This is a genomic window from Gordonia aichiensis NBRC 108223, from assembly GCF_000332975.1.
Lineage (GTDB): Bacteria > Actinomycetota > Actinomycetes > Mycobacteriales > Mycobacteriaceae > Gordonia > Gordonia aichiensis.
Genome location: NZ_BANR01000004.1, coordinates 475,733 through 501,152 on the forward strand (window position 1 = coordinate 475,733; position 25,420 = coordinate 501,152).

General features: G+C 65.9%; 21 protein-coding genes. 8 read left to right on the forward strand and 13 right to left on the reverse strand.

The window, feature by feature from the left end; genetic code table 11:
- Window positions 1-2: 2 nt before the first annotated feature.
- From cydD to GOACH_RS06850, 3 genes are all read left to right on the forward strand, one after another.
- Window positions 3-1,736 (forward strand): thiol reductant ABC exporter subunit CydD, encoded by a 1,734-nt coding sequence (gene cydD, locus GOACH_RS06840; RefSeq protein ID WP_083859028.1) that lies wholly within the window; start codon window positions 3-5, stop codon window positions 1,734-1,736.
- Window positions 1,729-3,510, forward strand: a complete 1,782-nt coding sequence (gene cydC, locus GOACH_RS06845; protein ID WP_005172543.1) for a thiol reductant ABC exporter subunit CydC — start codon at window positions 1,729-1,731, stop codon at window positions 3,508-3,510. The genes cydD and cydC overlap by 8 nt, the downstream gene beginning before the upstream one ends.
- Before the next feature lie 417 nt (window positions 3,511-3,927).
- On the forward strand, window positions 3,928-4,377 hold the full coding sequence (locus GOACH_RS06850; RefSeq protein ID WP_005172546.1) for a hypothetical protein: 450 nt from the start codon (window positions 3,928-3,930) through the stop codon (window positions 4,375-4,377).
- 15 nt (window positions 4,378-4,392) lie between these two features.
- Here GOACH_RS06850 and GOACH_RS06855 read toward each other — a convergent pair whose 3' ends face one another.
- The 5 genes from GOACH_RS06855 to GOACH_RS06880 form a co-directional block, all read right to left on the reverse strand.
- Window positions 4,393-5,604 (reverse strand): DUF6297 family protein, encoded by a 1,212-nt coding sequence (locus GOACH_RS06855; RefSeq protein ID WP_005172548.1) that lies wholly within the window; start codon window positions 5,602-5,604, stop codon window positions 4,393-4,395.
- Window positions 5,601-6,212: an ABC transporter ATP-binding protein gene (locus GOACH_RS06860; protein WP_005172550.1), complete on the reverse strand. Its 612-nt coding sequence runs from the start codon at window positions 6,210-6,212 to the stop codon at window positions 5,601-5,603. Before GOACH_RS06860 ends, GOACH_RS06855 begins: the two co-directional genes overlap by 4 nt.
- Before the next feature lie 69 nt (window positions 6,213-6,281).
- On the reverse strand, window positions 6,282-6,620 hold the full coding sequence (locus GOACH_RS06865; RefSeq protein WP_005172552.1) for a hypothetical protein: 339 nt from the start codon (window positions 6,618-6,620) through the stop codon (window positions 6,282-6,284).
- An 11-nt stretch (window positions 6,621-6,631) separates the two neighbouring features.
- Window positions 6,632-7,297 (reverse strand): heme-binding beta-barrel domain-containing protein, encoded by a 666-nt coding sequence (locus tag GOACH_RS06870; protein ID WP_005172554.1) that lies wholly within the window; start codon window positions 7,295-7,297, stop codon window positions 6,632-6,634.
- Between the two features lie 169 nt (window positions 7,298-7,466).
- Window positions 7,467-10,556, reverse strand: coding sequence for an Ig-like domain-containing protein (locus GOACH_RS06880; protein WP_005172558.1), 3,090 nt, complete (start codon window positions 10,554-10,556; stop codon window positions 7,467-7,469).
- On the opposite strand from GOACH_RS06880, the gene GOACH_RS06885 reads away from it, so the two are divergent.
- Window positions 10,528-11,154: a hypothetical protein gene (locus tag GOACH_RS06885; protein ID WP_157227559.1), complete on the forward strand. Its 627-nt coding sequence runs from the start codon at window positions 10,528-10,530 to the stop codon at window positions 11,152-11,154. The genes GOACH_RS06880 and GOACH_RS06885 overlap by 29 nt on opposite strands.
- Before the next feature lie 183 nt (window positions 11,155-11,337).
- On the opposite strand, the gene GOACH_RS06890 is transcribed toward GOACH_RS06885, so the two are convergent.
- The 4 genes from GOACH_RS06890 to GOACH_RS06905 all read right to left on the reverse strand — a co-directional run bounded on the left by GOACH_RS06890 (window position 11,338) and on the right by GOACH_RS06905 (window position 15,154).
- Window positions 11,338-12,414, reverse strand: a complete 1,077-nt coding sequence (locus GOACH_RS06890; RefSeq protein ID WP_040517837.1) for a glycoside hydrolase family protein — start codon at window positions 12,412-12,414, stop codon at window positions 11,338-11,340.
- Between the two features lie 228 nt (window positions 12,415-12,642).
- Window positions 12,643-12,948, reverse strand: a complete 306-nt coding sequence (locus GOACH_RS06895) for a DUF1416 domain-containing protein (protein ID WP_005172564.1) — start codon at window positions 12,946-12,948, stop codon at window positions 12,643-12,645.
- Window positions 12,949-12,950: 2 nt separating this feature from the next.
- A complete protein-coding gene (locus GOACH_RS06900; RefSeq protein WP_005172566.1) occupies window positions 12,951-13,790 on the reverse strand; it encodes a sulfurtransferase in 840 nt (279 codons plus the stop codon).
- Between the two features lie 392 nt (window positions 13,791-14,182).
- Window positions 14,183-15,154, reverse strand: a complete 972-nt coding sequence (locus GOACH_RS06905) for an LmeA family phospholipid-binding protein (RefSeq protein WP_005172569.1) — start codon at window positions 15,152-15,154, stop codon at window positions 14,183-14,185.
- Window positions 15,155-15,304: 150 nt separating this feature from the next.
- Between GOACH_RS06905 and GOACH_RS06910 the strand changes: the two genes are divergently transcribed.
- From GOACH_RS06910 to GOACH_RS06925, 4 genes are all read left to right on the forward strand, one after another.
- A complete protein-coding gene (locus GOACH_RS06910) occupies window positions 15,305-16,150 on the forward strand; it encodes a winged helix-turn-helix transcriptional regulator (RefSeq protein ID WP_005172571.1) in 846 nt (281 codons plus the stop codon).
- Entirely contained in the window at window positions 16,134-17,066 is a 933-nt protein-coding gene (gene mshD, locus GOACH_RS06915; protein WP_005172574.1) for a mycothiol synthase, read from the forward strand. Before GOACH_RS06910 ends, mshD begins: the two co-directional genes overlap by 17 nt.
- A complete protein-coding gene (locus GOACH_RS06920) occupies window positions 17,032-18,015 on the forward strand; it encodes an endonuclease/exonuclease/phosphatase family protein (protein ID WP_040517839.1) in 984 nt (327 codons plus the stop codon). Before mshD ends, GOACH_RS06920 begins: the two co-directional genes overlap by 35 nt.
- Window positions 18,016-18,092: 77 nt before the next feature.
- Window positions 18,093-19,115, forward strand: coding sequence for a glycosyltransferase family 2 protein (locus tag GOACH_RS06925; protein WP_005172577.1), 1,023 nt, complete (start codon window positions 18,093-18,095; stop codon window positions 19,113-19,115).
- Window positions 19,116-19,166: 51 nt separating this feature from the next.
- On the opposite strand, the gene GOACH_RS06930 is transcribed toward GOACH_RS06925, so the two are convergent.
- From GOACH_RS06930 to GOACH_RS06945, 4 genes are read right to left on the reverse strand one after another with little or no spacing between them, the layout of a single operon-like run.
- Entirely contained in the window at window positions 19,167-21,740 is a 2,574-nt protein-coding gene (locus GOACH_RS06930; protein WP_005172578.1) for an AMP-binding protein, read from the reverse strand.
- The gene (locus tag GOACH_RS06935) at window positions 21,737-23,053 is read right to left on the reverse strand and encodes a lipopolysaccharide biosynthesis protein (protein WP_005172580.1); all 1,317 of its coding nucleotides are present in this window, start codon (window positions 23,051-23,053) and stop codon (window positions 21,737-21,739) included. The genes GOACH_RS06930 and GOACH_RS06935 overlap by 4 nt, the downstream gene beginning before the upstream one ends.
- Window positions 23,050-24,201, reverse strand: a complete 1,152-nt coding sequence (locus tag GOACH_RS06940; RefSeq protein WP_005172581.1) for an LLM class flavin-dependent oxidoreductase — start codon at window positions 24,199-24,201, stop codon at window positions 23,050-23,052. The genes GOACH_RS06935 and GOACH_RS06940 overlap by 4 nt, the downstream gene beginning before the upstream one ends.
- Window positions 24,198-25,409 (reverse strand): 3-dehydroquinate synthase II family protein, encoded by a 1,212-nt coding sequence (locus GOACH_RS06945; RefSeq protein ID WP_005172583.1) that lies wholly within the window; start codon window positions 25,407-25,409, stop codon window positions 24,198-24,200. Before GOACH_RS06945 ends, GOACH_RS06940 begins: the two co-directional genes overlap by 4 nt.
- Window positions 25,410-25,420 lie beyond the last annotated feature (11 nt).

Sequence of the window (25,420 nt, forward strand, 5' to 3'; positions counted from 1 at the left end):
CTGTGGGCGCCCCGGCCGATGGTCGGGGCGGCCCACAGGCGGCAGCGGGCACTGCGCGTCGCGGTCGCCCACCGCTCGACCCCCGGCTTCTCAAATACTCGCCGACGACGCGCAGATACGTTGCGGTGACGGCGATGTCGTCGGCGATCACCACCGTCGCGATGATCGTGGCCGCGGCGATGGCAGCGTCGATCCTGTCAGAGATCGTCGTCGATCCGGCACGGCGGTCGATGTCGGCGCAGTCGTCGCATCTGTGGATCCTCGTCTGTGCATTGGCGGTACGCGTGCTGATGTCCTACGCGCACGACCGCTACGCGCACCGGGCGTCGGCGTCGACCATCGCGGAACTGCGTGCGCGAGCACTCACCGTGCTGACCGATCCGGACCGCACGCCGACGCGGGAGTTGTTGCGTCGCAGGGAGCATGCCTCGACAGTGTTGTTACGCGGACTCGACGCACTCGGCCCCTATCTGTCGGGATACGTCCCCGCCCTGATCGTGACGGTGCTGGTGACCCCGACCGTCGTCATCGTGATAGGACTCGCCGATTGGCCGTCGGCGCTGATCATCATCGTCACTCTGCCGCTCATCCCGCTGTTCATGATCCTGATCGGACTGATGACCCGCGAACGCACCGAGCGCAAGCTCACGACGATGAGCACGCTGAATTCACAGGTACTCGATCTGATCACCGGTCTGCCGACGTTGCGTGCGCTCAACCGCGCCGAGGCTCCTGCGCGGCGGGTGGCCGAACTGGGCGCAGAACACAAGCGCAGCACCATGTCCGGACTGCGCGTGGCTTTTCTCTCGGGCGGTGTGCTGGAGTTCCTCGCAACGCTCTGTGTCGCTCTTGTCGCCGTGGGCATCGGCCTGCGTCTCGTGTTCGGCGACATGAGTCTCTATGCCGGTGTGTTCGCGCTCATTCTCGCGCCCGAAGCGTATCTGCCGCTGCGTCAGGTCGGTGCCCAGTTCCACAACTCGGCCGACGGCGTCGCCGCAGCGGGCGAGGTGATGGAGCTGATCGAGTCGGGTGACTCCACGATGGCAACGGCCTCCCGGCGCACGCGTACCTGCACAGTTGCCGGTGAGCCGATCCGGCTACTCGACGTCGGCGTGCACGGGCGTGACGGGTGGGCGCCCTATGCCCTGACAACCACGGTGGAGCCTGGGCGCCTGACCCTCTTCACCGGTCCGAATGGCGCAGGAAAATCGACGGCGGTCGCCGCGATCCTCGGGCTCATCGCACCCGACGACGGGTCGGTGCTGGTCGGCTCGATTCCGGTTGCCGAACTCGAACCGACCGCCTACCACGAGCAGGTGATCTGGCTGCCGCAGCAACCGGTCATCGTCCCGGGCACTGTCGCCGAGAATCTCGCGCTGTTCGGGCCGCTGCCGCCGTCGGCGTTTGCGACGGCGGCGGCTGCCACCGGATTCGACGCGGTGCTGGATTCGATGCCCAACGGCCTCGACACCGAACTCGGCGCGGGAGGGGTGGGTGTGTCGGCAGGCCAACGACAACGGCTGGCATTGACGCGTGCACTGGCCTCGCCTGCACCGCTGCTGTTGCTCGACGAACCGACCGCCCACCTCGACGCCGCGTCGGAGGCCTCCGTCCTGGCCGCGATCGCAAAGCGTGCGTCGGCAGGTGACACAGTTGTCCTCGTCGCTCACCGTCCGGTGGCGCGGGCCTACGCCGACCGCATCGTCGAGTTCCCGGAGGTGGTTGGCGTTGGCTGACACCTCGAACAACTGGCGCGACGATCCACTCGTGCGCGCTCTCGGCTTCCTCGGGCTGAGGTGGAAGCCGGTCGCGCGGTCGCTGCTTCTCGGAATTGCGGGGGCGCTTGCCGCATTGGGACTGGCAGCGTTGTCGGCATGGCTCATCACGCGGGCCTGGCAGATGCCGCCCGTCCTGTACCTGTCGGTCGCGATCACCGCCGTACGCGCGTTGGGGATCTCGCGCGGTGTGTTCCGCTACCTGGAGCGACTGGCGACGCACGACCTCGCGCTCGGTGGCATGGCGACCGCGCGGGAGCGGCTGTACCTCGCGTTGGCCACGGGGTCACCCGCGTACTCGGTCACCTTGCGCCGAGGGGATCTACTCACCCGCACCGGCGACGATATCGATGAACTCGGCAACGCGCTGATTCGTGGACTGATCCCGATCGGCGTCGGATTCACCACCTCGGTCGCCGCGGTGATCATCATGGCGTTCGTATCCGGTTGGGCTGCAGTGGTCTTGGCAGTGGCGCTCATCGTCAGCGGTGGTGTCGCGCCGTGGCTCGCGGCCCGCGGATCGGCGCGTGCCATCGCCGACAGCGCAGCGGCGACCACGCGATCCGCAGAGACTGCGGCCACAGCACTGTGGCACGCACCTGAACTCATCGTCGGACGTCGGCGCGACGCGGTGTTGGCCGACGCCCGCTCAGCGGACCGGGATGCCATCGCCGCGGCCGATCGTGGTGTGCGCGTGCAATCTGTGGCGGCGGCAGCCACGCCACTCGCGCTCGGTGTGTCGTTGCTGGCCGCCTGCGTGATCGGAATCCATCTCGCGTCGTCGACGTCGGGGTCGCTCGCCGACATCGCGAGCGGGCACGGACTGACTCCGATGATCCTCGGCGTGCTGATCCTGTTGCCCCTCTCGGCATTCGAGTCGACCGCCCCGCTCACCGAGGCGGGTATCCAGTTGGAACGCAGTCGCCAAAGCGCAGCGCGGGTCATGGCGCTCGTCGACGGTGCGCGCGCCAACGGCGCCGTGGATTCTGCCGACGCCACCCCGGATGCTGCCGACGGAATCGACGCGCCGATCCACTCGGGACCGGTGACGCTGCGGCTCGATCACCTCAGGTGGGGCTGGCCCGCCACGGCCGATGACACACCGCCGATCCTCGGCCCAGCCACGGGCCTGTCCACGGTGCTCCCCGCAGGATCGCGAGTGGCCGTCGTCGGACCGAGCGGCATCGGAAAGTCGACGCTGCTCCTGACGCTGGCCGGGCTGCTCGAACCACGCGACGGCGGTGTGACGGCATCGGACACAGACGGAGCACCGGTTCCGCTACGTTCTGCGGCATGCTATTTCGCCGAGGAAGCGCACATCTTCTCGACGACTCTCGGTGAGAATCTGCGAGTGGCGCGCGGCGATGTCACCGACGACGAGATGCGCGAGGCGTTGGTCGCTGTCGGTCTCGGCGACTGGATGGCCGGTCTGCCCGACGGGCTCGACACCGTCCTGACCGGCGGAGCCGAGGCGATGAGCGGAGGGCAGCGCAGGCGACTGCTCCTCGCCCGCGCACTGGTGCACCGCGCGCCGATCGTGCTGCTCGACGAACCCACCGAGCATCTCGACGCCGACGACTCCGAACAGTTGCTCCGACACATGCTCGCCACCGACGCAGGCATGTTCGGGCCCGATCGCACGGTTGTCGTGGTGACGCACCAGTTGCCCGCGGATGCGTATGGAGCGCTCGACGCACACCTTGTAGATCTGACCCCGCTGGACGCCCTCGGATAGTGTCCCGAGCGCACAGCGGTTGGCGCCGGCGCGAAAAATCCGTTGCGCACCATGGTGTGCGAGCGTACTTTCGTTCGTACACGAGAAAGGAGGTGGTCTGAAGTTGTATGACATACGGACACGTGAGGTGGCCATCCGCTGACGGCGGACCGCCTGTGACTTAGGCACTTTCGCCGTTGGCGAATACCAGATGGTCACCCGACCCCCGCACCCGACCGGTCCGGTCGATGTGCCCGTCCACGACGGGTGGTGCGGGGGTCGTTCCGTGTCGTGGGCGGGTATCCCCGGGGTCCGGGTCCGGATGGGTCGACGACAACGAGTAGCGCGCTACGCGTGCGGACGTCAGCGGCAGCGGGTGGACTTGGTGGCAGACGTCATCGCGTGCATAGCGCAGGGCCCTGCAGAAAGGTCGAGCCGATGAAAAGAACAGCCGGCGCGGTCGGGTCACTGCATGCACGAATGCACGCGTCGTCGATTCGCACCATCGCGATACGCGGCAGATACCTGACGCCCGACGATGCCGAGTGGACGAACGACGGACCGACCAACTGGATCATCGGCAGAGTCGAGCGCCTCGGGTACAGCAGGTTCGGCGCCGCGGGCTCGATGATCGGACATCTGGTGCTGCACAACGGCGGCGACGACGATCTCGCCGTTCTCTCGACGCCGGATGTGAGTGGCACCGGCGGCGCATTGTTCACTTTCCTGCCGAGCGGAGCGTCGCGCATCCTGCCCGACACCGGATTCCACATCGTGCAGGGCGAGCGACATGACGGGCGCCCTGTACTGGTCGGTGAGATCGTCGATGACGGCCCGCTCGGCCCCCGCTTCTTCTTCGACGGACCGACCCCGCGACTGCAGAGTTGAGTCGATGGTGCTCGGTCACAGCAATCCGACGGCCGCGGCGGTCGCGAGCACGGCAATCGGCCCGCGCATCATCGAGGTGAGAAGTTGTGGTTGAATCACCGCACCGGTCACCAACGGCTCGCTGATCGCGGGTGAATCGTAGGGAAGCGGCGGTCGGGTCGCACGTCGATACACCGCGAACAGTATGCCGCACAACAGGAGTGCAGCTGAGGCCAGTGGGAGTTGCCAGGCCGCAACGGCCACGCCGCACGACACGATGACTCCGACCGACGGTATCGCCATGTGTGCCACCATGATCGGTCGATCTGCGGGACCGAAAGACCGTCGCAGTGCCGGGGTGCCTGCCACCGAGCGAAGGCCGCCGGTCAGGCTGTTGCCCGCGCTGTAGACCAGCATCGCCACGACGAGTGTCGCACCCTGGTGAAGGGTGACCAGCTGCGGCACACAAGCGATCGTCGCAGTACAGATCAGCCAGCGAACACAGGCATCGGGATGGCGGAGCAGTCGTCGCCGATCGAGTTCGACGGCAGCACCGAACCACGATGCCGGTAGCCTTCGCCTCGGTGCGACCATGTGTCGCCGCTGCCACCGCGCCACGCGATTGTCGGTCAGCCACGTGGTGTCGAGCATGCTCGCGGCAAGCTGCAGCGCATCCGCATACCCGTCGTGTGGTGCGAAGCTGTTGCGGTGCAGGTGTTTCGGTGAGAGTCCGCGCTCCCGCGGCGACCGCCGTCGATCCTCACGCAGCTGACGGGCGTACGCCGCACCCAGCGCCGGCAGCCCCACTGCTGCACCGGCCGACAGCACGGCCGCGATCGACGCGGGATGCAGGGTCGCCAGTATCGCAGACGTCGCTGCGCAGCATGCGACCATCGCGGCGCCGACTGTGACGAGGCGTCGGGCGAGTGGACGGGTGCGATCGTCGGGACCGGACAGAACCCACCGTGCCGTGGCCCGGCCGACGCGCACCGGTCCCCAGATCGTCGACCAGTGATGTACGAGCACGCCGACAATCGCAACAGTGAGGATCAGTGCGGCAGTGGGGTTGTCGGCGGCGGGTCCCGACAGTTCGACGACCCGCGCCACCCGTGACGGGGTCAACAGTGTGACCAGCCCACCACTGAGGACCGCAGCGCAGAAGATGAGCTCGACCCAGCTGAAGTCGTAGCGTCGCATCCACCGGAAGCGGAGATCGGGGACACGGCGTGATCGGGTGGTCGGGTTCATCGGCCGATCTCCACGACGATGTCGGCACAGCGCTCGACCAATGTGGGACTGTGGGTGGCGACCACCACCGCGAGACCGGACTGTCTGGCGGCCAGCAGCTTATCGGCCACCCACTCCTGTCCTACGAGATCGAGTCCGCGCTCGGGTTCGTCGAGGACGAGCAGGCGCGCGGGTCGAAGTAGTGCTGCCGCCAATGCGAATCGTTGGCGCTGCCCGGTGGAGAGCGTATGCGGATAGCGGTCGCCGAGATCGCCGAGACCCGCGTCGTCGAGTGCGGCCTCCACGTCGGCGGAGTCCATGCGATGTGTACGAGCGAGCAGGTGGAGGTGCTCGATCAGTGTTGCATCGAAGAACGTTGCCTCGTCGCCGATCTCGGCGGAGACGAGACCGCGAAACCGCGGCGAGCGATCGTCGGGGTGCAGGCCGAACACGTCGATCGTTCCGGAGTCGAGTCGGTCGTCGTCGACGACGCAGCGCAGGAGCGTCGATTTGCCCGCGCCATTGGGGCCGATGATGCATGCACATTGCCCGGGCCTCACCTCGAGATCGAGGTCGTCGAACAGGGTCTGGGAACCGAGGGTGCGTCGAGCACCCGAAATGGACAGCACGAGAGGGATATCCTTCACACGTAGGGGAGAGCGGGCAGATCTGGCCCGGACGTGCGAGGCGTCGGGCCGTCAGAGGACGGCCGGAGCGCGCGGTGCTACCGCGCCAAGGGTGTGAATGTGTTGCCGCAGTGAGATTCTCGTGTCGTCGCGGCGCGGCGGAGGGCTGGTGGTGTGGGGCGTTCGCGGCTGCACCGAGCGCAGGATCGTCAAGACCTGCACCATGAGTCGACGCGTACGCGCGCCGACCTGGGCATCACCTGCGACGAGGGCGATCACCAGCGCGGCGAGGATCGACGCGAACAGCGTTGTGGAGACCTGACCGAACAGCAGTGTCGACAGCACCGGAAGCCAGACGACGGCGAAGTAGACCGGCAGTGAGCGTGGGGCACCGGTGTGATCGCGCAACATTGCGGTGTGGACTATCCCACGAACCGACGGAGCTTGGCCGACAGACGCGGCGTGAGGTCGCCGTCGGAGTCGACGCGTTCTTCGACGTAGGCGAGGTCGCCGTCGGGAACGATGCCGTAGAGCCGCTTCGCATTACCCGCAGGCGCCGACGTCTCCGAGCGCACAACCGCATCGGTGGTGAGATTCCATGACGTCTGATTCAGCGGCCTGCCGTAGAACAGCTCGACCCACCCTTCGGCGTGGGCGAGGAGTAGCTCGATGGAATCGTCCTCGGTGATACGCCAGTACCCGGTCTCGCGCTGGTCGGGTCGGAGGAAGTTCGCGTCCTCGTCGATGACCCATGACCGCGACTCCCAGTTGAGGAAGTTCTGCCCGTCATGGCTGACGACGATCTGTTGCGCGAAGTGGTAGTCGGTACCGGTGACCGGGTCGTGCCCCTCGCCTTCGCCACGCCAGACACCCACGAGGGGGAGCAGCGCGAGAAGTCCCTGATGCAGGTCTGCGCCGAGCCGAAGGTTGGCGGTGTCGGCCTTGAGCGGCAGGTCGTCCCATGCGGGCACATTGCGCTCACGGCTACCGGACTCGGCAGCCCGCGAATCGGCCTGGCTGATCGCCTCGTCACCCGATCTGCGGGCGGCGACGGCGTCGTCTGGCTGTCCGTCCTCCGGGGAGGTCACGATTCGTCTGTGACCAGTCGGTAGAGCACGTACAGCGCGAACCAGGTGATCGCAACGGCCGCGAGGACCAGCAGGATTTCGAAGAAGATGACCACGATGGCAATTGTAGCCCTCTGGCTCGTGAGAACGACCATCTAGGTCGACGTACCGGAGAGTGGATCGGATGTTCTCAGTGCGGCAAGGTGTTGTGGGCCCAGTTGAAGAACTTGTCGGAGGTATCCGTAGCCCACTTGGCGCCTTGTTCGATTTGCTGCTCGCCAGAACGCATCGCCCTCGCGACACCCTCGCCGCTAGACTTCGCGTGGCTGGTCGCGTAGTCCCAAGCCTCAGTACCGGCTTCTGACACTGCGCGCTGGATTGTCGGGTTGGTTGCCAGGTTGTAAATGCCTTCAGTGAGCACGCTCGCGGTTGACACTGCACTACCTATTGCGTAACCCGCACGTGCCCCGAGCAGACAGCCGCCGACTGAGCCGATACCGGCCGAGATCAACCCGGCGCCTACGGCGCCAACGGCGCAGCCGACGCCAGCTCCGACCACGGGTGCGCTCGCGAAGACCAAATGCATCGTTGCGACGCTCTTTTCCTCGTCGGTCTTTGCGTTCATGAGTTCATCGGCAGCTTGCTCGATGCTGTATACGACCATGGCCCCACCGAGGACCTTGAGAGCTGATCCCAAGTATGCTTTGACCGGGTGTGCTGTCTCGCGTGCAACGACGCGCGCCTTCAACTCGGCGCGAGCGTTTTGCCGCAGTTGCTCTTTGTAGTACTCCCGCACTCTCGGCGATAGCGCTGAACCCTCAACTGTCTTGAGACGGTTGTGGTATGTCTCCATTTCCTCCGTGGTGAAGAGTGAAGACTCGAAGGCGCCCCAGCCGATTGCTCGCCCGAGTGTCACGCGTTTATTCACGGTCTTGATTTGCGATATCACATCATCGATGTCTTGCTTTGCGAAGTAGGCCGACACCGCGGCGACAAACAGCTGGGCGCCGTCGACGTCGTAGGAGTTGCCACTGAGAAAGCTGCCGCCGTTGTGTGTGGCCTCGAGCACGTTGCGCGCCGTGTCGGAATCGGCATCGACGACGAGTAAAGCGTCGTCTGAACCATCGACCCCGCTTACTCCGACGACTTTGGAGACATTGACAATCATCACTGTCGTTTCGGTGGAGGACGCGTCGAAACCGTCACTCACTGTGACACGTATTTTGTCGTAGGAGATCGGCGAAGTCGACGCCTGCGGGACGTAGGTGACCGTGGAGTCTTTCATTGTCACCGACCCACCTCCTGCGGTGGTGGCTGTGACGGTGAGTGGATCGCCATCGTCGTCATGGGCTGACACCGAATAGGTCAATGAGTGCCCCCGCGCGGGGGTGTCGACCGGGTAGACGTCCACGGTCGGTGCGTAGTTGTGGAAGGGCACGTGCACGCTGACCGGTGTACTCGCCAGCCCGCCGTAGTGGCCGTCGTTGACGGTAACGGTGAACGTGTCATCGTAGGCGCCCTGATGGGCTCGAACCAGGTCGGGTGTGTAGAAGATCAGATGGTCGTCGTGGACGACGCCGTTCTCGGTCGTGTACGGCGTTGAACTGGAGGCATGTCCGAATGCGGGCTGTGTGCCCACGTAGTAGGTTGTGCGGTCGCCGTCGGCGTCGTTGATCGAGATTCTCCACGCGCCTTCACCGACGCCGCTTTGTCCTCCGGTCACCGTGACAACTGGAGGCGTGTTGTCCTCCTCGGTGAACATGTAGTAGACAATCGCGCCGATACGTGATGATCCGCCCTTTCCATCGGAAACCTCGACCAAAAAGGTGTTGTCGGGCATCGTCGTGAAGTCGCCGGCCAGCAGGTCCCAGGCGGTGACGGGTTTACCGACGACGCCGTCGTGCAGGTCGGCAGGATCAGTTGGTGTGAAGGTGAACGTGCCGTTGCCGTGGTTGGTGACGACGCCGTTGGTTGGCTGTTTGACGATCGTGTACGTGAGACTATCGCCGTCGATGTCGCTTACGTGCGCGACGTAGTCCATCGTGCGCTGGTTGGCGGGCTTCTGTTGGGCTTCGAAAGTCCCACCGGGAGAATGGTTTTCGGGCAGCGGCGCATTGTGGACGGGGATGGCTGGGATTCCATTCCCCGGCGACGAAGAGACCGGGCCGGTAACGGTGTAAGCGAAAGTCACGGCGCCGAGAACGTTGTACTCGTTGCTGTGGCTGCGTGGTGCCTGCACCTCGACACTACTGACGGGAGAACCGGTGACTGTCGTGTACGTCGCGCGCTGACCCGGCTTGAGAATGTCAAAGGCGAGAATCTGGCCGCCGGTGGTGGACTGCGAGATCGCGATGTCGTCAGTCCCGTCGTTGAAAATCGTGGTGCTGCCGTCAGAGTTCTTCGAGTAGCTGACACCTGCGGGTTCGGGATTGACGAAGTGTCGAATGAGACTGGGCGAGCCGTCTGAACCGATCGACGCGAGATACTCGTTCTGGTCGACGAAGCGGTCGCCCGGGTCGGCATGCGATGGATCGATGACCGAAGTGCCTTGCAACAGAATGTAGTCGGACTGCTGGTGGGTCGATGTCACGGGCGCCACCGTGACGCTGAACGGCATCAACGACGACTGCATTGTCGTGATCTGACCAATGAGCACTGGTTTGCCGTCCTGGCGTGCCGTCTGGACGATGTAGCCATTCACGCCCAGCGGATTGCTGCCCGACTCCTCGATCGTGTAGCTCTCGCCAGCTCTGATGACCGTCACACCTTGTGACGAGTAGTCGGGATACAGCAATCCCACGACTGCGACATCGGTTGTGCTGTTGTTATGCAGAGTGACTCGGCTGTCGTCGACGCTGTAGGTGAGTCCGGCTGGGGCACCGGTCTTGATGAATGCACCGTCCGCGGTCGGGTCGCCGGTGTTCCACGCCGCGGTCCAGTCGTCGTCCCCGTAGTTCCAGTACTCGTTGGTGGCGTCTGCGGCCTGTGACGCGGTCTTGGTCTCCTCGATCCATGCGTAGTACGCAGCGATCTCTTCGGGGGTAGAGTTCGCGGTCAGACGTGGCCGTGTCGTTGCCGCCCCTGCGCCCATCGTCGTCAGTGCCAAGGCGGTCGCCGCGACCGGAGCTGTTCCGGTAGAAGAGATCTCGTTCTCAACCGGCGCCTCTGAAACGACGGCTTCCTTGCCGGATATGGACTCAAGGCTCGTGACCTCGGCGTCGCTGCGCCAGTCGACATATGGCGTGTACTCCGTGACGTCGGCCGTCGCACCCTCAGGCATGGTCGGAGCGGGCGAGGGGGACGTCACCAGCGCGGACTCGGCCCCAGATACGACGCTCGGCGTCGACGATGGCTCAGGTGCTGCGTGCCTTCCATACGGCTGGTCCGGCGTATCGACGGGAGGCGTAGCCGTCACCGTGGGTGACTGGTGTGAGCCCGGGGAAGGCGTCCCGGTCGCGAGGGCGGCGTCCAAGGAAGTACCCGGCGCGCTCGACGGTGTGGATTCTGCCGGAGCCGAGGAGTCCGCTGTGGCAGCAGAGGACGGTGCCCCGCTCCCCGTCGCCTCCGCACTGTCGACGGTGACACTTGTCGAACCGGGGGCGGTCGTTGAGGGAGTGCTCACGGGGCTCGTGCCGTTGCTCGCTCCGGCGGACTCCGAGGATGATGCTGCCACGGGTGAGCCGTCTGTCGCGGTGCTGGCGCTCGATCCGGTGCCGCCATCGGGAGTATCTGCCGCAGCGACTGCCGGAGCTCCCGCCGTGAGCACCGCGGCACCCATGCCGATCGATACCGCGAGGCGGCGTCCGGCGGTCATTTTCTTCATCGCGCGCTTCGTCACTGAACTGCCCCTATCGAGTTGGCGATTGCCAGGAAACTAACAGGGTTCTCGAATCGGGTGCTATCCGAAAGTGGCTGTGGCGCAGTAATTCATACGAACAAGTGAACCGAACATGCTGCTGCAGCTAATAAGCTGCTCGAAGGGTGAAACGTCATCGGCGGCGACCGGATTACTCCGATCGCCGCCGATTCTCTACAGAGCGGGTTATCTACCGAACTGGAACTCAGCTTCCGAACAACCCTGTGACGCTGCCCAGATCTGGGCCGCTCGGGCCGGACGGCAGCGCGCAGCCGGGTCCGTAGACGATCCGGTAGACGGCGCACTTGGCGCCCGCGTCGTCGAGTCGGATCACGGTGCCGTGTCGCGTCCGGCCAGGACCGCCGACGGTGGTGATGGGGGTCGGCTCTGACCACGGTCCGCTCGGCGACGGTGCGGTGGAGTAGTAGATCTTGCGTTCACCGTAGATCTTGTCGGTGTACAGGAAGTAGCGTCCGCCGACGCGCGTCATGCTGGGGCCCTCTTGCATGTGCGCGGCGCAATCGACGTCGCGTCGCCACGGACCATTGAACGAGCCTGACCGCCACACCTCGTTGCAGGTGCCGTCGCGCTTGATGGTGAGGTACTTGGTGCTCCCCTGCTGGAAGAACGAACCGTCGATCCTGTCCGCGGCGCCGGGCGCGAGGTTGATGCGCGTCGCAGGTCCTCCGTTGAAGATGATGTTCTTGCCGACGGGGACGGCGCCACCACGCCCCGCCGGATTGATGTCGAGTTGGTTGACTCGAATGATGTAGGGCGACATGCGATCTGCCCCGACCTGGCCGCGGAAGTGTCCGAAGTAGCCTGCGCTGAGGACGATGTAGATGCTGCCGTCGGGTGCCCGGTACCAGTCCGGTGCGACGATGTCGCCTCCGCCCGGCGCGGGCACGAGCGGGATGCCTGCGTAGGCGCCGCTGTTGAACATCTTGCCCTCGGGGCGCGACCAATTTCGGCCGTCCTTGGACACGCCGATCATCGGCCAGAACTTGCCGTCCTTGCGGGGCCAGTTGGCGAGCATCCAGAAGTAGCCGCGGTGATAGATGATCGACGGATCGCTGAACCCGTTCTGTCCCCGGCGATATGGCGTCGAAAGGTACCTGAACGTCTTACCGTCTGTCGAGTAGTACATGGTGTCAGTGAGGTCGTTGTCGCTGTTGAAAAACGTGCCGACGACGACGTCCTGACGTGCGAACTGTTGAAGCGACGGTGCGGCGTGTGCGGGTCCGACCTGGGATGCCGTGGCGGCCAGCACAAGCAGGACCACCGCCAGGATCTGACGTGTGAGCTTGTTGCGAGAAATTGTAAACCCCCCTGTCCGAACGGAATTCAGCCAGAACTTAGCACCGCTTTCACACTCGGGATGCGATCACGGGCTCGGTGGGAGTCAGATTCGTCCGTTCGGACCAACCGTCGAACCTCGAGGGTGCGGGACGGCACAAGGCCCGGCACCCCCGAAGGGGAACCGGGCCTTGAAATCCCGCGAGTAGCTGCGCTACTTCGAGACGGTGATGTCCTTGTCGTGCACGCCGGGGCCCTCAGGGCTGACGGTCACGTCGCCGTTGCCCTGCGAGCTGAGCGCGCGGAGCGTCCAGGTGCCGGGGGCGGCGAAGAAGCGGAAATCGCCGGTGGGGCTGGCGACGACTTCGGCGGTGAACTCACCGGTCGAGTCGAGCAGCCGCACGAACGCGCCGGCAACCGGGTTGCCGGAGCCGTCGGTGACCTGACCGGTCAGGACGGTCTCCTTCTCGACGTCGACGCCCGCGGGCAGTTTCTGTCCCTGTTTGGGTGCAGCACACATACTTACTTACCTTCTCCCAGTTCAACCGGCACGCCGACCAGCGAACCGTATTCGGTCCAGCTGCCGTCGTAGTTCTTGACGTTCTTCTGTCCGAGTAATTCCTGCAGCACGAACCAGGTGTGGCTCGAGCGCTCACCGATGCGGCAGTACGCGATGGTCTCCTTGGAGCCGTCGAGGCCGGCTTCGGAGTACAGCTCGGCGAGTTCGTCGTCGGACTTGAAGGTGCCGTCCTCGTTGGCGGCCTTGCTCCACGGCACGTTGATGGCGCCGGGGATGTGGCCGGGACGCTGGCTCTGCTCCTGCGGGAGGTGTGCGGGAGCCAGGATCTTGCCCGAGAACTCGTCGGGGCTACGCACGTCGACGAGGTTCTTGGTGCCGATGGCGTCGACGACCTCGTCGCGGAACGCGCGGATCGAGTTGTCGGGATCGGCGGCCTTGTACTCGGTTGCCGGACGCGAGACGGTGTCGGTGGAGAGCGGACGTCCGTCGAGCTCCCACTTCTTGCGTCCACCGTCGAGCAGCTTGACGTCCTGGTGGCCGTAGAGCTTGAAGTACCAGTACGCATAGGCGGCGAACCAGTTGTTGTTGCCGCCGTAGAGGACGACGGTGTCGTCGTTGGCGATGCCGCGCTCGGAGAGCAGCTTGGAGAACTGCTCACGATCGACGAAGTCGCGGCGGACCGGATCCTGCAGATCGGTCTTCCAGTCGAGCTTCACGGCGCCCTCGATGTGGCCGCCGTCGTAAGCGCTGGTGTCCTCGTCGACCTCGACGAAGACGACCTTGTCGTTGTTGAGGTTCTGCTCAGCCCAATCGGCGCTGACCAGGACGTCGGAACGTGCCATGTCTGGTTCCTTCCAGAGGTGGATTTTCTCGGTGGAGTTGTCCGGTCACCGGAGATGTCGAGAGTGGCCGGACGTCGTGTGGATATCGGTGGAGAAGATGACAGTGGCATCTGAAGAGACGCGGATCTGCGATGTCACGAGCGCGCACACTGCACATACCGGCTGTCACCTGTGGTGAACGTGCCGAGGCGGCGCGATCACCGGACTAGAGACAGCAACAGTCGGCGACGCGACAGAAGTCGATCGCCCGCCGACGAGTGAGCAGGAGCTCACGGCGCAGTTGCATGCCAACGAGGGTACAACAGCCACCCTGTGGCGCTTCACTAGCGGCCCCCGTGATCGCAAGGCCCCTGGCGCCGAGCGCACACCGGGGGTCACGCCGGGCCGGGAGGTCAGAAGTCTCTCGGGCGCAGTTCGCGCGGACCCGTGTCGGCGACGAGCAGTATGTCGCTGCCCTCACTGTGTGCGCCGGTCGGCGTGAGGCCCCACGGCAGCGGCAGCGGTGGCAGCGTCGTGGAGAAGCGGTGGAGTACTTCGGTGCGTAGCCCTGCGTTGCCGGGGCCGTCGAGCTCGCTCGAGGTCTCGTGCTCTTCCGGGCCGTCGTAGAAGCCGGTCGCCTGCAGGTGCAGTCGACCGTCGTGGACCGTGAGGTCGACGCTGACGCTCACCTTTGCCTTGCGTCCCCGATACTCCGACGCCGACGGGGTGTCGGCTGGGACCGGGGTGGTCTGTGATCCCGTCGACGGCACCGGGTGCGTCGAGGGCGGCACGGCGACGGTGCCGGTGAGCAGAACGCCCGACGATCGATGCAGCAGGCCGTCCTGCGGACCGCCGCCGCCTGCCTTGTCCTCGGGTGCCGGGGTGTTGACGGTGAGGTCCAGGATGCCGAGGAATCGACCGAGATTGACCGAGTCCAGTCGTGTGTACGCATCGACCGACTCGGTCGCCATGACATCCGACGGTCCGATGTTCCAGCCGTCGGGCACGCGCAGTGTTCCCAGTCGGGCACCGAGTTCCGCGGTACAGCCTCCCCGGATCGCACAGCCGGCGACTGCGACGCCGCGCGCGGTGATGGTGGCTCCGGAGAACTCGTCGCGTGACGCGTGGACGACGTAGGGGACTCCGCCGAGGGTCACCTCGGGGTCGTAGGTGATCTTCGGCGAGACCTGCAACGATCGCGACAGCCGGTATTCGCCGCGTGCAGCCACGGCCAGGTCGGCCAGGAACGCCCCGACCAGCAGGACCACGACGGCACAGGCGCCGACGATGAGCGTGCGACGGGCGCGGAGTGTGCCGTGTCGGTGGTGCCCCGTTGCCGCGTCGCCGTCCCCATCGGCTGCCTTGTTAACAGCAGAACGCGACATTGGGGCTATTCTGTCATCTATCGCGCACATGGCGGTAAGCCGACGTAAACAATGGAGTTCGTCCGTGCGTGATGGTTGCGTCCCGGCGAACTCCTCCCCGACGGTCGCGGTTGTGGTGTTCAGGGTGGGAAGACGAGATCGGAGTATCACGTGGATCTCTTACTGTTGACAGCCGATCCGAATCCGGAAGCGGTGCTGCCCTCCCTCTCGCTGCTCGCGCACACCGTCCGCGTCGCACCGACCGAGGTGTCGTCGCTGATGGAGGCAGGCAACGCCGATGTCGCCATTGTCGACGCGAGAACCGACCTCGCCGCGGCACGCGGACTGTGCAGATTGCTCGGTAGTACCGGATCGGCGGTGCCGGTCGCGGCGGTGCTCACCGAGGGCGGCCTCGTGGCGGTGAACGCGGACTGGGGGCTCGACGAGTTCCTGCTCCCGGCGACAGGCCCCGCCGAACTCGACGCGCGGCTGCGGCTGCTCGTCGTGCGCACGCGCGGAGTCGGTACCGAGGAGGCGTCGGGCAAGGTCACGCTCGGCGAACTCGTCATCGACGAGGGCACCTACACCGCGCGACTGCGTGGACGTCCACTCGATCTCACCTACAAGGAGTTCGAACTCCTCAAGTACCTCGCGCAGAACGCCGGCCGGGTGTTCACCCGCGCACAATTGCTCCAGGAGGTCTGGGGCTACGACTTCTTCGGCGGCACCAGGACCGTCGACGTTCACGTCCGACGTCTGCGGGCGAAGCTCGGCAGCGAACACGAATCGCTCATCGGGACCGTGCGCAACGTCGGATACAAGGCGGTACGTCCGACGCGCGGTCGCGGCGCGGCCACCGAGCCCGCAGACGATTACGGTGACATGCCTGCGGGCGACATCCCCGACGATCCGGATTTCGACGGGGACGATCTGGCCGACGACCCAGCCGAGTCCACGACAGACGACTCCTTCGATACGTCGGGAGTCGGTGAGGAGTTCAGTGCCAGCGGAAGCTGACGCGATCGGAGACACCCCGACCGTCACCGATCGACTCGACGACGAAGCAGTCGCGCACGCACGCCGACTGGTAGCCGCTGCGACCGATGTCGATGGCGTCGCTCCGCTCTCCGAGCAGGCCGTCGCGGCAATCGGTGCCGTCCCGCATGCAGGCGCGAGGGTGCGTCACGTGCTCTCGGGAACCGGCTACGCGAACATCACGCCCGGCCGTGACGGCGAGCCGGCGATGATCGAGGCGGTCGTCGACCCCGACGAGCGTCGTCGCGGACACGGCAGGGCATTGCTCGACGCCGCATTCGAGGCCGCGCGCTCGGTCTCCGACCCCGACGGTCCGACGCCGCGGGCGTGGGCGCACGGGGATCTGCCGGGGGCGCAGGCGCTCGCCGCGAGTATGGGTCTGCGCAAGGAGCGTGAACTGCTGCAACTGCGACGAGACGTCGCGGCCGACGGGTCGGACCTGCCGCCACTCGTCGTCGACCCGTCGATCGAGTTGCGTACCTACGCGGGAGTAGACGACGACGCGGAGATCCTGCGCGTCAACAATGCAGCGTTCGCGTGGCACCCGGAGCAGGGCGGGTGGTCGTCGGAGCAGATCGACGAGCGCACATCGGCCGACTGGTTCGATCCGGCCGGGTTGTTTCTCGCCTACGACGTCGACGATCCGTCGACGCTGCTCGGGTTTCACTGGACCAAGAAGCAGGCCGACGATCTCGGCGAGGTCTACATCGTCGGCGTCGACCCGGCTGCGCAGGGCCGGGGGCTGGGCCGAATGCTCACGCTCGCGGGTCTGCACTACTTCGCCGATCGTGGGATCGGCACGGTGATGCTCTACGTCGAGGGTGACAATACCGCAGCCCTGCACACCTACGAGAGGCTCGGGTTTGCCCGATACGCCGTCGACGTCGCGTACGGCTGACACCGGCCGACTGCGTCGAGCGGTGACGATCGTCGGTTGCCTACTGGCCGCGGCTGGTCTTGTCGGTGTGATCGCACACGCGGTGCCGTTCGTCAGCAACACCTGGGCCCGTCTGGCCGCGGGCACCCCCGTCCTGATCGCACTCGGGATCGTCGGGCTCGTGCTGCTCGTCGCGTCGCGCGCCTGGATGTGTGCCGTTGTTGCCGCCGTCATCGTCGTCATCGGCATAGGAACCCAGGTGCCGCTCTTTGTGGGTACGCGCGAAGCGCGATCACCGTCGGACCTCACCGTGATGCAGGCCAACATCTATCTCGGGCAGGCCGACGCCGCGTCGGTCGTGCGAGAGGTGCGTGAGCACCGCGTCGACATCCTGACCGTTGTCGAGCTCACCGACGCCGCGATCGACAGGCTCGACGCCGCGGGTATCGCGGGCACTCTGCCGTATCGGTTCGTCGTGCCGAGATCGGGTGGCGGCGGGGCCGGGATCTACTCGCGCTATCGATTGTCCGACGAGTTCCGGATCGGGAAGATGGCGATGTCCAATCTCCGGGCTGTCGTCGACATTCCCGGGGCCGGGCGTCGCGCCGTCTACGCTCTGCACCCGATTCCGCCATGGCCCGAACCAGCGTGGCGCTGGGCGTACGAGATCGATCTTTTGTCGAGGACGCTCGCCGAGGAGCGACTTCCCCTGATCCTCGGTGCCGATTTCAACTCGACGTACGATCATGCGCGCTTCCGCAGACTGCTCGCGAGTCCACCGGGCCTCATCGACGCCGCTGAGCACCTCGGGTCTGGGATCGTCGCAACGTACCCGGCCAACAGACATGTCCCGCCGGTACTCGCACTCGATCGCGTGATGACGCGGGGAGGCCCGGTACCGACGAGCTTTCATCGGGTCGAGTTGCCCGGTTCCGATCACGACGGAGTGATCGCATCGGTGCGGCCCTGAGGGTCGTCCGGTGCGCACCCGAGAAACTCCTTAGGCTACCCTTGCGCGGACGAGTTGTGAGGGGAGCGCATCGCGCGATGTACCGATCCGCCACGAGCCGCGCGCGGCTGACGACGCGAAACACCTCGATATCCGTTGTCGTGCCGGTCTATCGCAGTGCCCGCTACATCGAGGCGTGCATGCGTTCGCTGGTCGGTCAGGTCACGCCGGTTGACGAGGTGGTCCTCGTCGACGACCGCGGCGGCGACAACTCGATCGACATCGCTCGACGAGTGCTCGCATCGGGCGGGGTCGCCTGCCGCGTCGTTCGCATGCAACACAACAGCGGTGTGGGGCCTGCGCGCAACGCGGGCCTCGACGCGGCGTCGGGAAACGTCATCTGGTTCTTCGACAGCGACGACATCGCCGAACCGATGTTCACGACCCGCATGCGTGACAGGATGCTCGCGGATGATGCGGATTTCGCGACGTGCACAACGTGTTTCGCGGATGCGTCCGGTTCTCCGACGGGGGCGTCGACGCCGGTGCTGGCGACAAGAACCCTTGCCGGTGACGACTATGCTCGCCTGCTGCTGCGCGGCAGGGCTCGGTCGTACTCCAGTGGAAAGCTCTTTCGCCGTGATGTTCTCGGTGACGAGCCGTGGGGATCGCGACGCGCGTACGAGGATCTGTCGGCCATCGCCCGGGTGGCCCTGCGCTCGCACACGGTGGCGACGGTGCCCGAGGCTCTCTATCGGTATCGGCTGCACGATGATTCGGTCTCGCATCGGGTCACCGCCGACACCCGCGCGATCTTCGAGATGGGGGACGAGGTACTCGAGATGCTCGACACTGTGCCTGACACCAGACAATGGCGGGTGACCGCACGGACGTTCGTCTACCGCGAGGTGTTGATTCCCGCTGCGCACATGGCGATGCGCGCCGAGCACGACGGCCGATCCGGTCCCGTCACCGAAGAGTTGCTGCAGGTTGCCCGGTCCCGCGTCTCGTGCCGGGATGTGATTCCGCTGCTCGCGTCGGGTCAGGTGCGTTCGGCCCTGTTCGCCATCGCGATGTTGACCCAGCCGCAGTGCTACGCAAAGGCGTTGCGCCACAGATGATTCACGACATCTATGAGGTGGTTCGCAGCTGATCGGGGAAGCGGTTGACAGTCAGGGGAGGCAGTTGAGGAAGTGCTCGACCACCTCGCTGATGTGCGGCTCGCGCACAATGGACATGTGATCGGCGTCGATTCGCGTGATCGTGATGTCGCCCGGTGTGAGTTGCTCGGTCCACACCCGCACGTCGTGGTGATTGTCGGCGCCGAGCACGACCAGCGCCCGACCGTGGTATGGGGCGGGGCGGTGGAATCTGCCGACGCGCCAACCGACCTGCTCCATCGCGCGCGCTGAGTCGACCGGCCGGTCGACGAGGAATCCCGCGCGCAGCAGTTGACTCCGGTTGCGCCACAGCGTTGACCGTGACAGCGCCGGATCGGCGTGGGAGTCGGCAGCGCGCGTCTGCGTCGACGATCCGACAGCCCGCGCGGTCTGCTGCGGCACGAACGTGTCGAGTGTCATCACCAGGGCGACCTCCTCGCCCGCGCGACGCAGCCGTCGCGCGACCTCGAGCGCGATCAGTCCGCCGAGCGAATGACCGAGCAGCACGTACGGTCCACCGGGTTGGATGCGACGAAGGTCGCGCAGGTGCCTGCGTGCAGCGACTCCGACCGTCCAGTCGGGGAAGCCGCGGTTCTCGAGGCCGTGCGGCTGAAAACCGTAGATCGACCCGATTCGCGGATCGCGTGTCAGGTGGTCTGCCAGTGCCACGAACACAAGAGCCGACGCCCCCGCGCCTGCGAAGCAGAACACCGTCTGTCCGACGCCGCGATGTAGTGGCACGGTCGTCGGGGCGAGCCCATCACCGGGCGCGTCGGTGGGCTCCGGTCTTAGTCGAGACTGTAGTGTGCGCGCCATCGCGGCGACGGTCGGTGCCGACGCGGCGTCGGCCTGGGTGAGTGCGACGCCGAAGCGGCGGGTGAGTCCGACCAGGATCTGCGCCACCGTCAACGAATCGGCTCCGAGCGCATAGACGTTCTCGTCACGCCCGACGCCGTCGAGGCCGAGCGCCTCGGCCCAGACCGCGGCTACCGAGGTCTCGAGGTCGCCGACCGGCGGGTCGATTCGTCTGCTCGGTGTTGGGAGCGAGGCCCGGTCGACCTTGCCGCGTGCAGTTCTCGGAAGCGCGGCCAGCTCAATGACGTGAGCAGGGATCATCCACTCGGGCAGCCGTTGTCGTAGCCGGGTCCGGATCTCGGCGACCGGTGGGGTGCGACAGCCGGGTATCGGCGCCACGTAGGCCACCAACTCGCTGCGCCCCGAGTCGGGATCGGTTCGTGCGATGACCGCGGCTTCGGTCAGATCGCCGTCCGACATGATCGCGCGATGTATCTCCGCGGGCTCGACCAGGTACCCCCTGATCTTCACGGCGTCGTCGACCCTGCCGGTGAGGGTGAGTGTGGCGCCGTCCCACGATCCCCGGTCGCCGGTGCGGAAACTGAGCACGCCGTCGGCATCACGGGAGAAGCGGCCCTCGTCCGAGGCGGGGTCGAGATAGCCGCGTGCAAGGTAGCGCGACGACACCACGACCCGCCCGTCGTCGGCGATGGTCACCGACTTGTGCGGTGCGAGAACACCTGCCGGGAGAGGACCTGGCGCTACCGTCTCGCCGACACGCAGGTCGAAGTACGCGATCGCCGACGTCTCCGACGAGCCGACCCAGTTGGTGACCGTGGCCGCAGGCGCGAGGCCCAGAGCAGCCTGGGCGACCTCGGATGTCAGGGCCTCACCCGTGGTGATGATGCGGCGCAACGACATCCACGCGGGATGGGCGGTCGCCTCGCGGGCGCTCGTGAGGGCACGCAACAGCGCGGGTGCGAGGAATGCCACCTCCGCGCGGCACTCGGCGAGCGCATCGAGCACTGTCGACGCCGTGCGGTCACGCGGGTCGACGGCGGTGATGTCCGCACCGTTGATCAGTGATCCGATGAGGACGTTGAGGCCGGCGCCGAAGCTGATCGGCAGGCAGAGGGCTACCCGGCGGCCCGGCGTGATGGAGAATCCCGTCCGCATCAGCTCGGAATCGCACAGCCACATGCCATTCGGATGCAGCACGCCCTTGGGTGCACCCGTCGACCCCGACGTGAACTGGATGCTTGTCACCGCGTCAGTACTGTCGGCGGGGTCGGAGGGGCCTGTGCCCGGTTCCGTGGAATCTATCGTCGCGCCAACGGGAGTCGTGATCGCCGCTAGATCAGACACCGGGAGGTCATGGGCCGCGGCCACAGCGCCTGCACCGTCGAGGTGCTCGGCGTCGGCGATCATGAGATCGGCTGGTCGGCCGTGCGACGTGAGTTCGCCGAGGATCGTCGAGACGCGGTCGGCGGGAAGCTGCGGATCGAGCGCCACGATCGGGTGCCCGGAGCAGAACACGCCGAGGACGAGCGCGACCGCATCAGGCGAGAGCCCGACCTGCACGACAATGGGATTCGACGTCGCGCCTGTGCGCGTGCCGATCGACGCCGCCGCGACGCCCGCGCGGCTGACGAGTTGCTCGTAGGTCATGCTCTGCCCCGCCATCTGGATGGCCGTGCGGTCGGAGAAGCGCTGTGCGGCGGCGATGATGGCTGCGCGAACGGAACGGGACAGGACGGGGTCGGTGAGGGTGGGGTCGGCGGAAGTGGTCACGAGTCGGCTCCGGTGAACGATGCGAGAGTGGTTCTCGGGTCCAGGGCCTGGCGGATCAGACGAACACCGGGCACGAGAAGGAACAGCACGACGGCGACGTCGGCCAGTAGATAGACGTAGGCGACGCCGATGATGCCCCAGCGGTCGGCGGCGGCGGCGATGCCACACACGACGACGACGCCGAAGACGACCTGCGTTGCCACAGCGAGCGTGAGTTTGCGCTGCACTCGTGCGAGGCCGCCGTAGACGACCACGAATGCCACCGTCGGCAGGGTCAGCGCCATCAGTCGGATCAGGTCCGTACCCTCTCGGGCGTACTGCGGCCCCATGATCGACAGAATCCACGGTGCGAGTGCGATGAGGAGTACGCATCCGATGACGGCTGCGCCCCCGCAGAGAACAATGAAACGCAGTGTGGTGGCGCGTAGATCGACATCGGGTTCGGCAGACGCCGCCACGAACGGTGCGCACGTGGCGTTGAGGAGGATCGCTGCCGTGCTGATGATCAGCCAGCAGACCGAGAAGTAGGCGTTCATCTCGGTGCCGAGCTGCGCGACGATGACCAGCGGAACGACGAGCGGCACAACGACTCCCACCGCGGTCATCGCCAGCGAACCCGCATAGAAGTGTGCGATCTCGCCACGTCGGGGCAGTGTGCCGGGACCGGTCATGGCGCGTGCGGTTGGCCGCACGAAGCGCAGCCCGATCCAACACGCGATGATGGCTGCCGGAATCACCCAGGCGGCCACGATAGCCGAGCCCGACGCGAAGGGGATCAGCGCCAGGACCAGAATCAACTTGATGGTCGACTGCGTGACGTTCTTCAGCGCGACGGCGCGCGAGCGCCCGAGTCCGATCAACAACTGATCCTGCACGGCGAACACCCCGAGCACCGCGACGAGGACGGGATAGAGCCACGGTTCGGCGGCAGCGGTGAACAGTGCATCCCGCGGTCCGAGCACGACGAAGCCGATCCCGAACAGCACGGCGGTCGCGATGATGACCGAGCGTCCGATGGTGATGAGACGGTGTGCTTTCGAGCCGGCGATCGGCAGGAATCGCTCGTACAGACTGCCCAGGCTCAGGTTCGACAGTGTGGCCATCAGCGTCGCGGACGTGATGATCGCCGACGCCCGGCCGACCTCTGCGGTCGAGTAGCCGCGTGCCGCAATCGTCCAGAACACGAAACCCAAGGCGCCGGTTGCCACGCTCGAGGTCATGACCGCGACGATGTTGATACCGACGCCGGTGTTGTCGTCGCGGAAGAGGTTCAGGCCGCGGTGGCTGAGACCACGCTTGTCGGTGGTGGTCACCGTGCGATGGCGGCGTCGAGAGGTTCAGTGCTGCAGTCGGATGCCAGGAGCGGGAGCAGAAGCTCCGCGGTGATCTCGGCTTCGCGCGCCAGTGGCCATCCGGACAGAATCCAGATGTCGATGCCCGCTTGTTCGGCGACCGCCGACATCGCCGACGCGACATTGTCGGCGCTGCCGACGAAGTAGGTGCCCGTGCCCTTGCCCGCAATGTCGAAGGGCGGCTCGGCTGCGGTCCAGGTGGTCAGTCCCGCGGCCATGTTCGGGGCGAACTCCAGTAACTCCCTGCCGGGAATCCGTCCTGCCCGTAGGGCATCGATCCGGCCCTGCACCTGTGGGTCCGTACTGGTGATCTCGGCGAGACCGGGGTATCCGAAGCTGCGCAGATTACGATCGGCGGTGGCCAGCACCGTCTCCGGACGAGTGCGCGCCAACTGCGCGGAGAACCGGTCCCACGCCTCGTCCTCGGTCTCACGGACGATCACGCTTGCGAGCACACCGAACCGCAGTGCTCGGCCACGCTCGGCCGCTGCAGTCCGCACCCGATCGAAAAGGGCTGTGAGCGAACCCGGCTCGGACATGAAGGACAGATAGACGTCGAGGACCTCGGCTGCGTGTGCAATGCCCTCGCTCGACGCCCCAGTGCCCCACACCTCGATGCCGCCAGGCTGTCGGGGTCCGGGGATCGCGGGCTTGTATCGCGTTCCGTACGAGAAGAATTCGCCGTCGAAGGCCTCGGTGTCGTCGAGATAGAGACGCTTCACCTGAGTCCAGAATTCGGCGGACATGCGGTAGCGGTCGGCCTTGGACTCGAATCTTCCGTACCGATGCAGCACCGCGTCGGCACCGTTGACCTGGTTGTAGATCAGGCGCCCACCGGAGTACAGGTCGAACACCTGGGCTTCCTCCGCCATCAACACGGGCGGCTTGACCCCCGGGTACTCGGGAATGAGAAAACGAAGGTGTGCGGTGTCGCCGACGAGTGATATCGCCTCGCGGGCAGTGGTCAGTGCTCCGTAGTAGCCGAGACGGTCGAGGGTGCGTGCCTGATGGCGCAGAGCCTCGAAGGTCGGGGCGCTACGGTGTTCCGGCTCCCAGGGGACGTCGCCGTCGGTGGGGTTGATGTACCACAGGACGTCGGGACCACTCATCGCTCGTCGCAGAACTCGGTGATCGGCAGTCCCACGTGACGTGATTCGGTGGGCGCGTAGCCGAGCAGACGGTCGCCGGGCACCAGATCGGTCACGTTGTTCACCGAGCCGCCCGGACCGAGAAGACGAACGTGCCAGTCGTCCTGTGCGATCACATTGATGGTGCGGCCGTCGGGTGCGGTCGCGCTGACCGAGATCAACGGGCGACGCTCGATCTTGACTCGACCGATGCGCACCTCTCGGACGTCGCCGTTGCTGCGGACGGCCAGGATCGGTTGCCCGGCAGCCAGTTCGCTGACATATCGGGTGCGATTGTCGGGGACGAGGACATAGGAGTGCACGGCACCGGCGTTCCACCGGAAGGGTCGGGTCGGCATGTACGGCAGTGGGTGGGTCTCGCTGCAGGAGAGGAACATGCCGGTCGAGAAGGAGCCTATGAGGCACCCCTCGTCCTGATGCAGCAGCGAGCAGGTGTCGATGCAGGCCCGCTCACCCATACCGATGTGCTCGACCTTCGTGACGGTCAACTCCGTGAGTTCGATGCGCTCGGCTGATGGGCGTATCACCTGCGCGAGCGTCGAGATGTCGTCGACGCTCGCTGGTGCGAGCAGAAGTCCGTCGGAGCCGTGTTCGAGCACCAGCTTGACGATCTCGGCATCCTCGATGTCGTTGACGACGGTGACGGTGCGTCCCCCGGAGTTCTCCGCTGCCGCGATCACGATCTCGAGAGGAATCTTGGTGGGATCGGTGAACGTGAGCAGTGTCCAGGGAGCGCGCCGCACGGTCTCACAGGCGTCACGCAGGGTGTCGGCATCGGAGACCACCACGTGCACAGCTGTTTCCGCCCCCGGCATACCGGTCTTGATCTGTGCGCCGCTCTCACCATCACCGTGCGCGATCAACACGATGTCGGACGAGATCTGTTCGTCGGAGGTGTCGAATGCCGACCGCTGTGGTGCGTAGACCCGCCGCACAGTGGGCGGCAGCCCATTGAGGAGCTCGACGTCGTCGGAGACGATCCCGTCGATACGCTGATGGATCGCGGCCTGCACCATGGCGTCGACGCTCCCCGCGGGTGCTGCACGTAGGTCCACCCAGGCGAAATGCTCACGGGGGGAATCTGTCTGCCGTGCGGCGGGCGACACGTTGTCGGCACTGGCACCGAGTGGGGTGATGTCGTCGGTCACGATGTCGGTGGTGTTGCTCATGGATATCTACC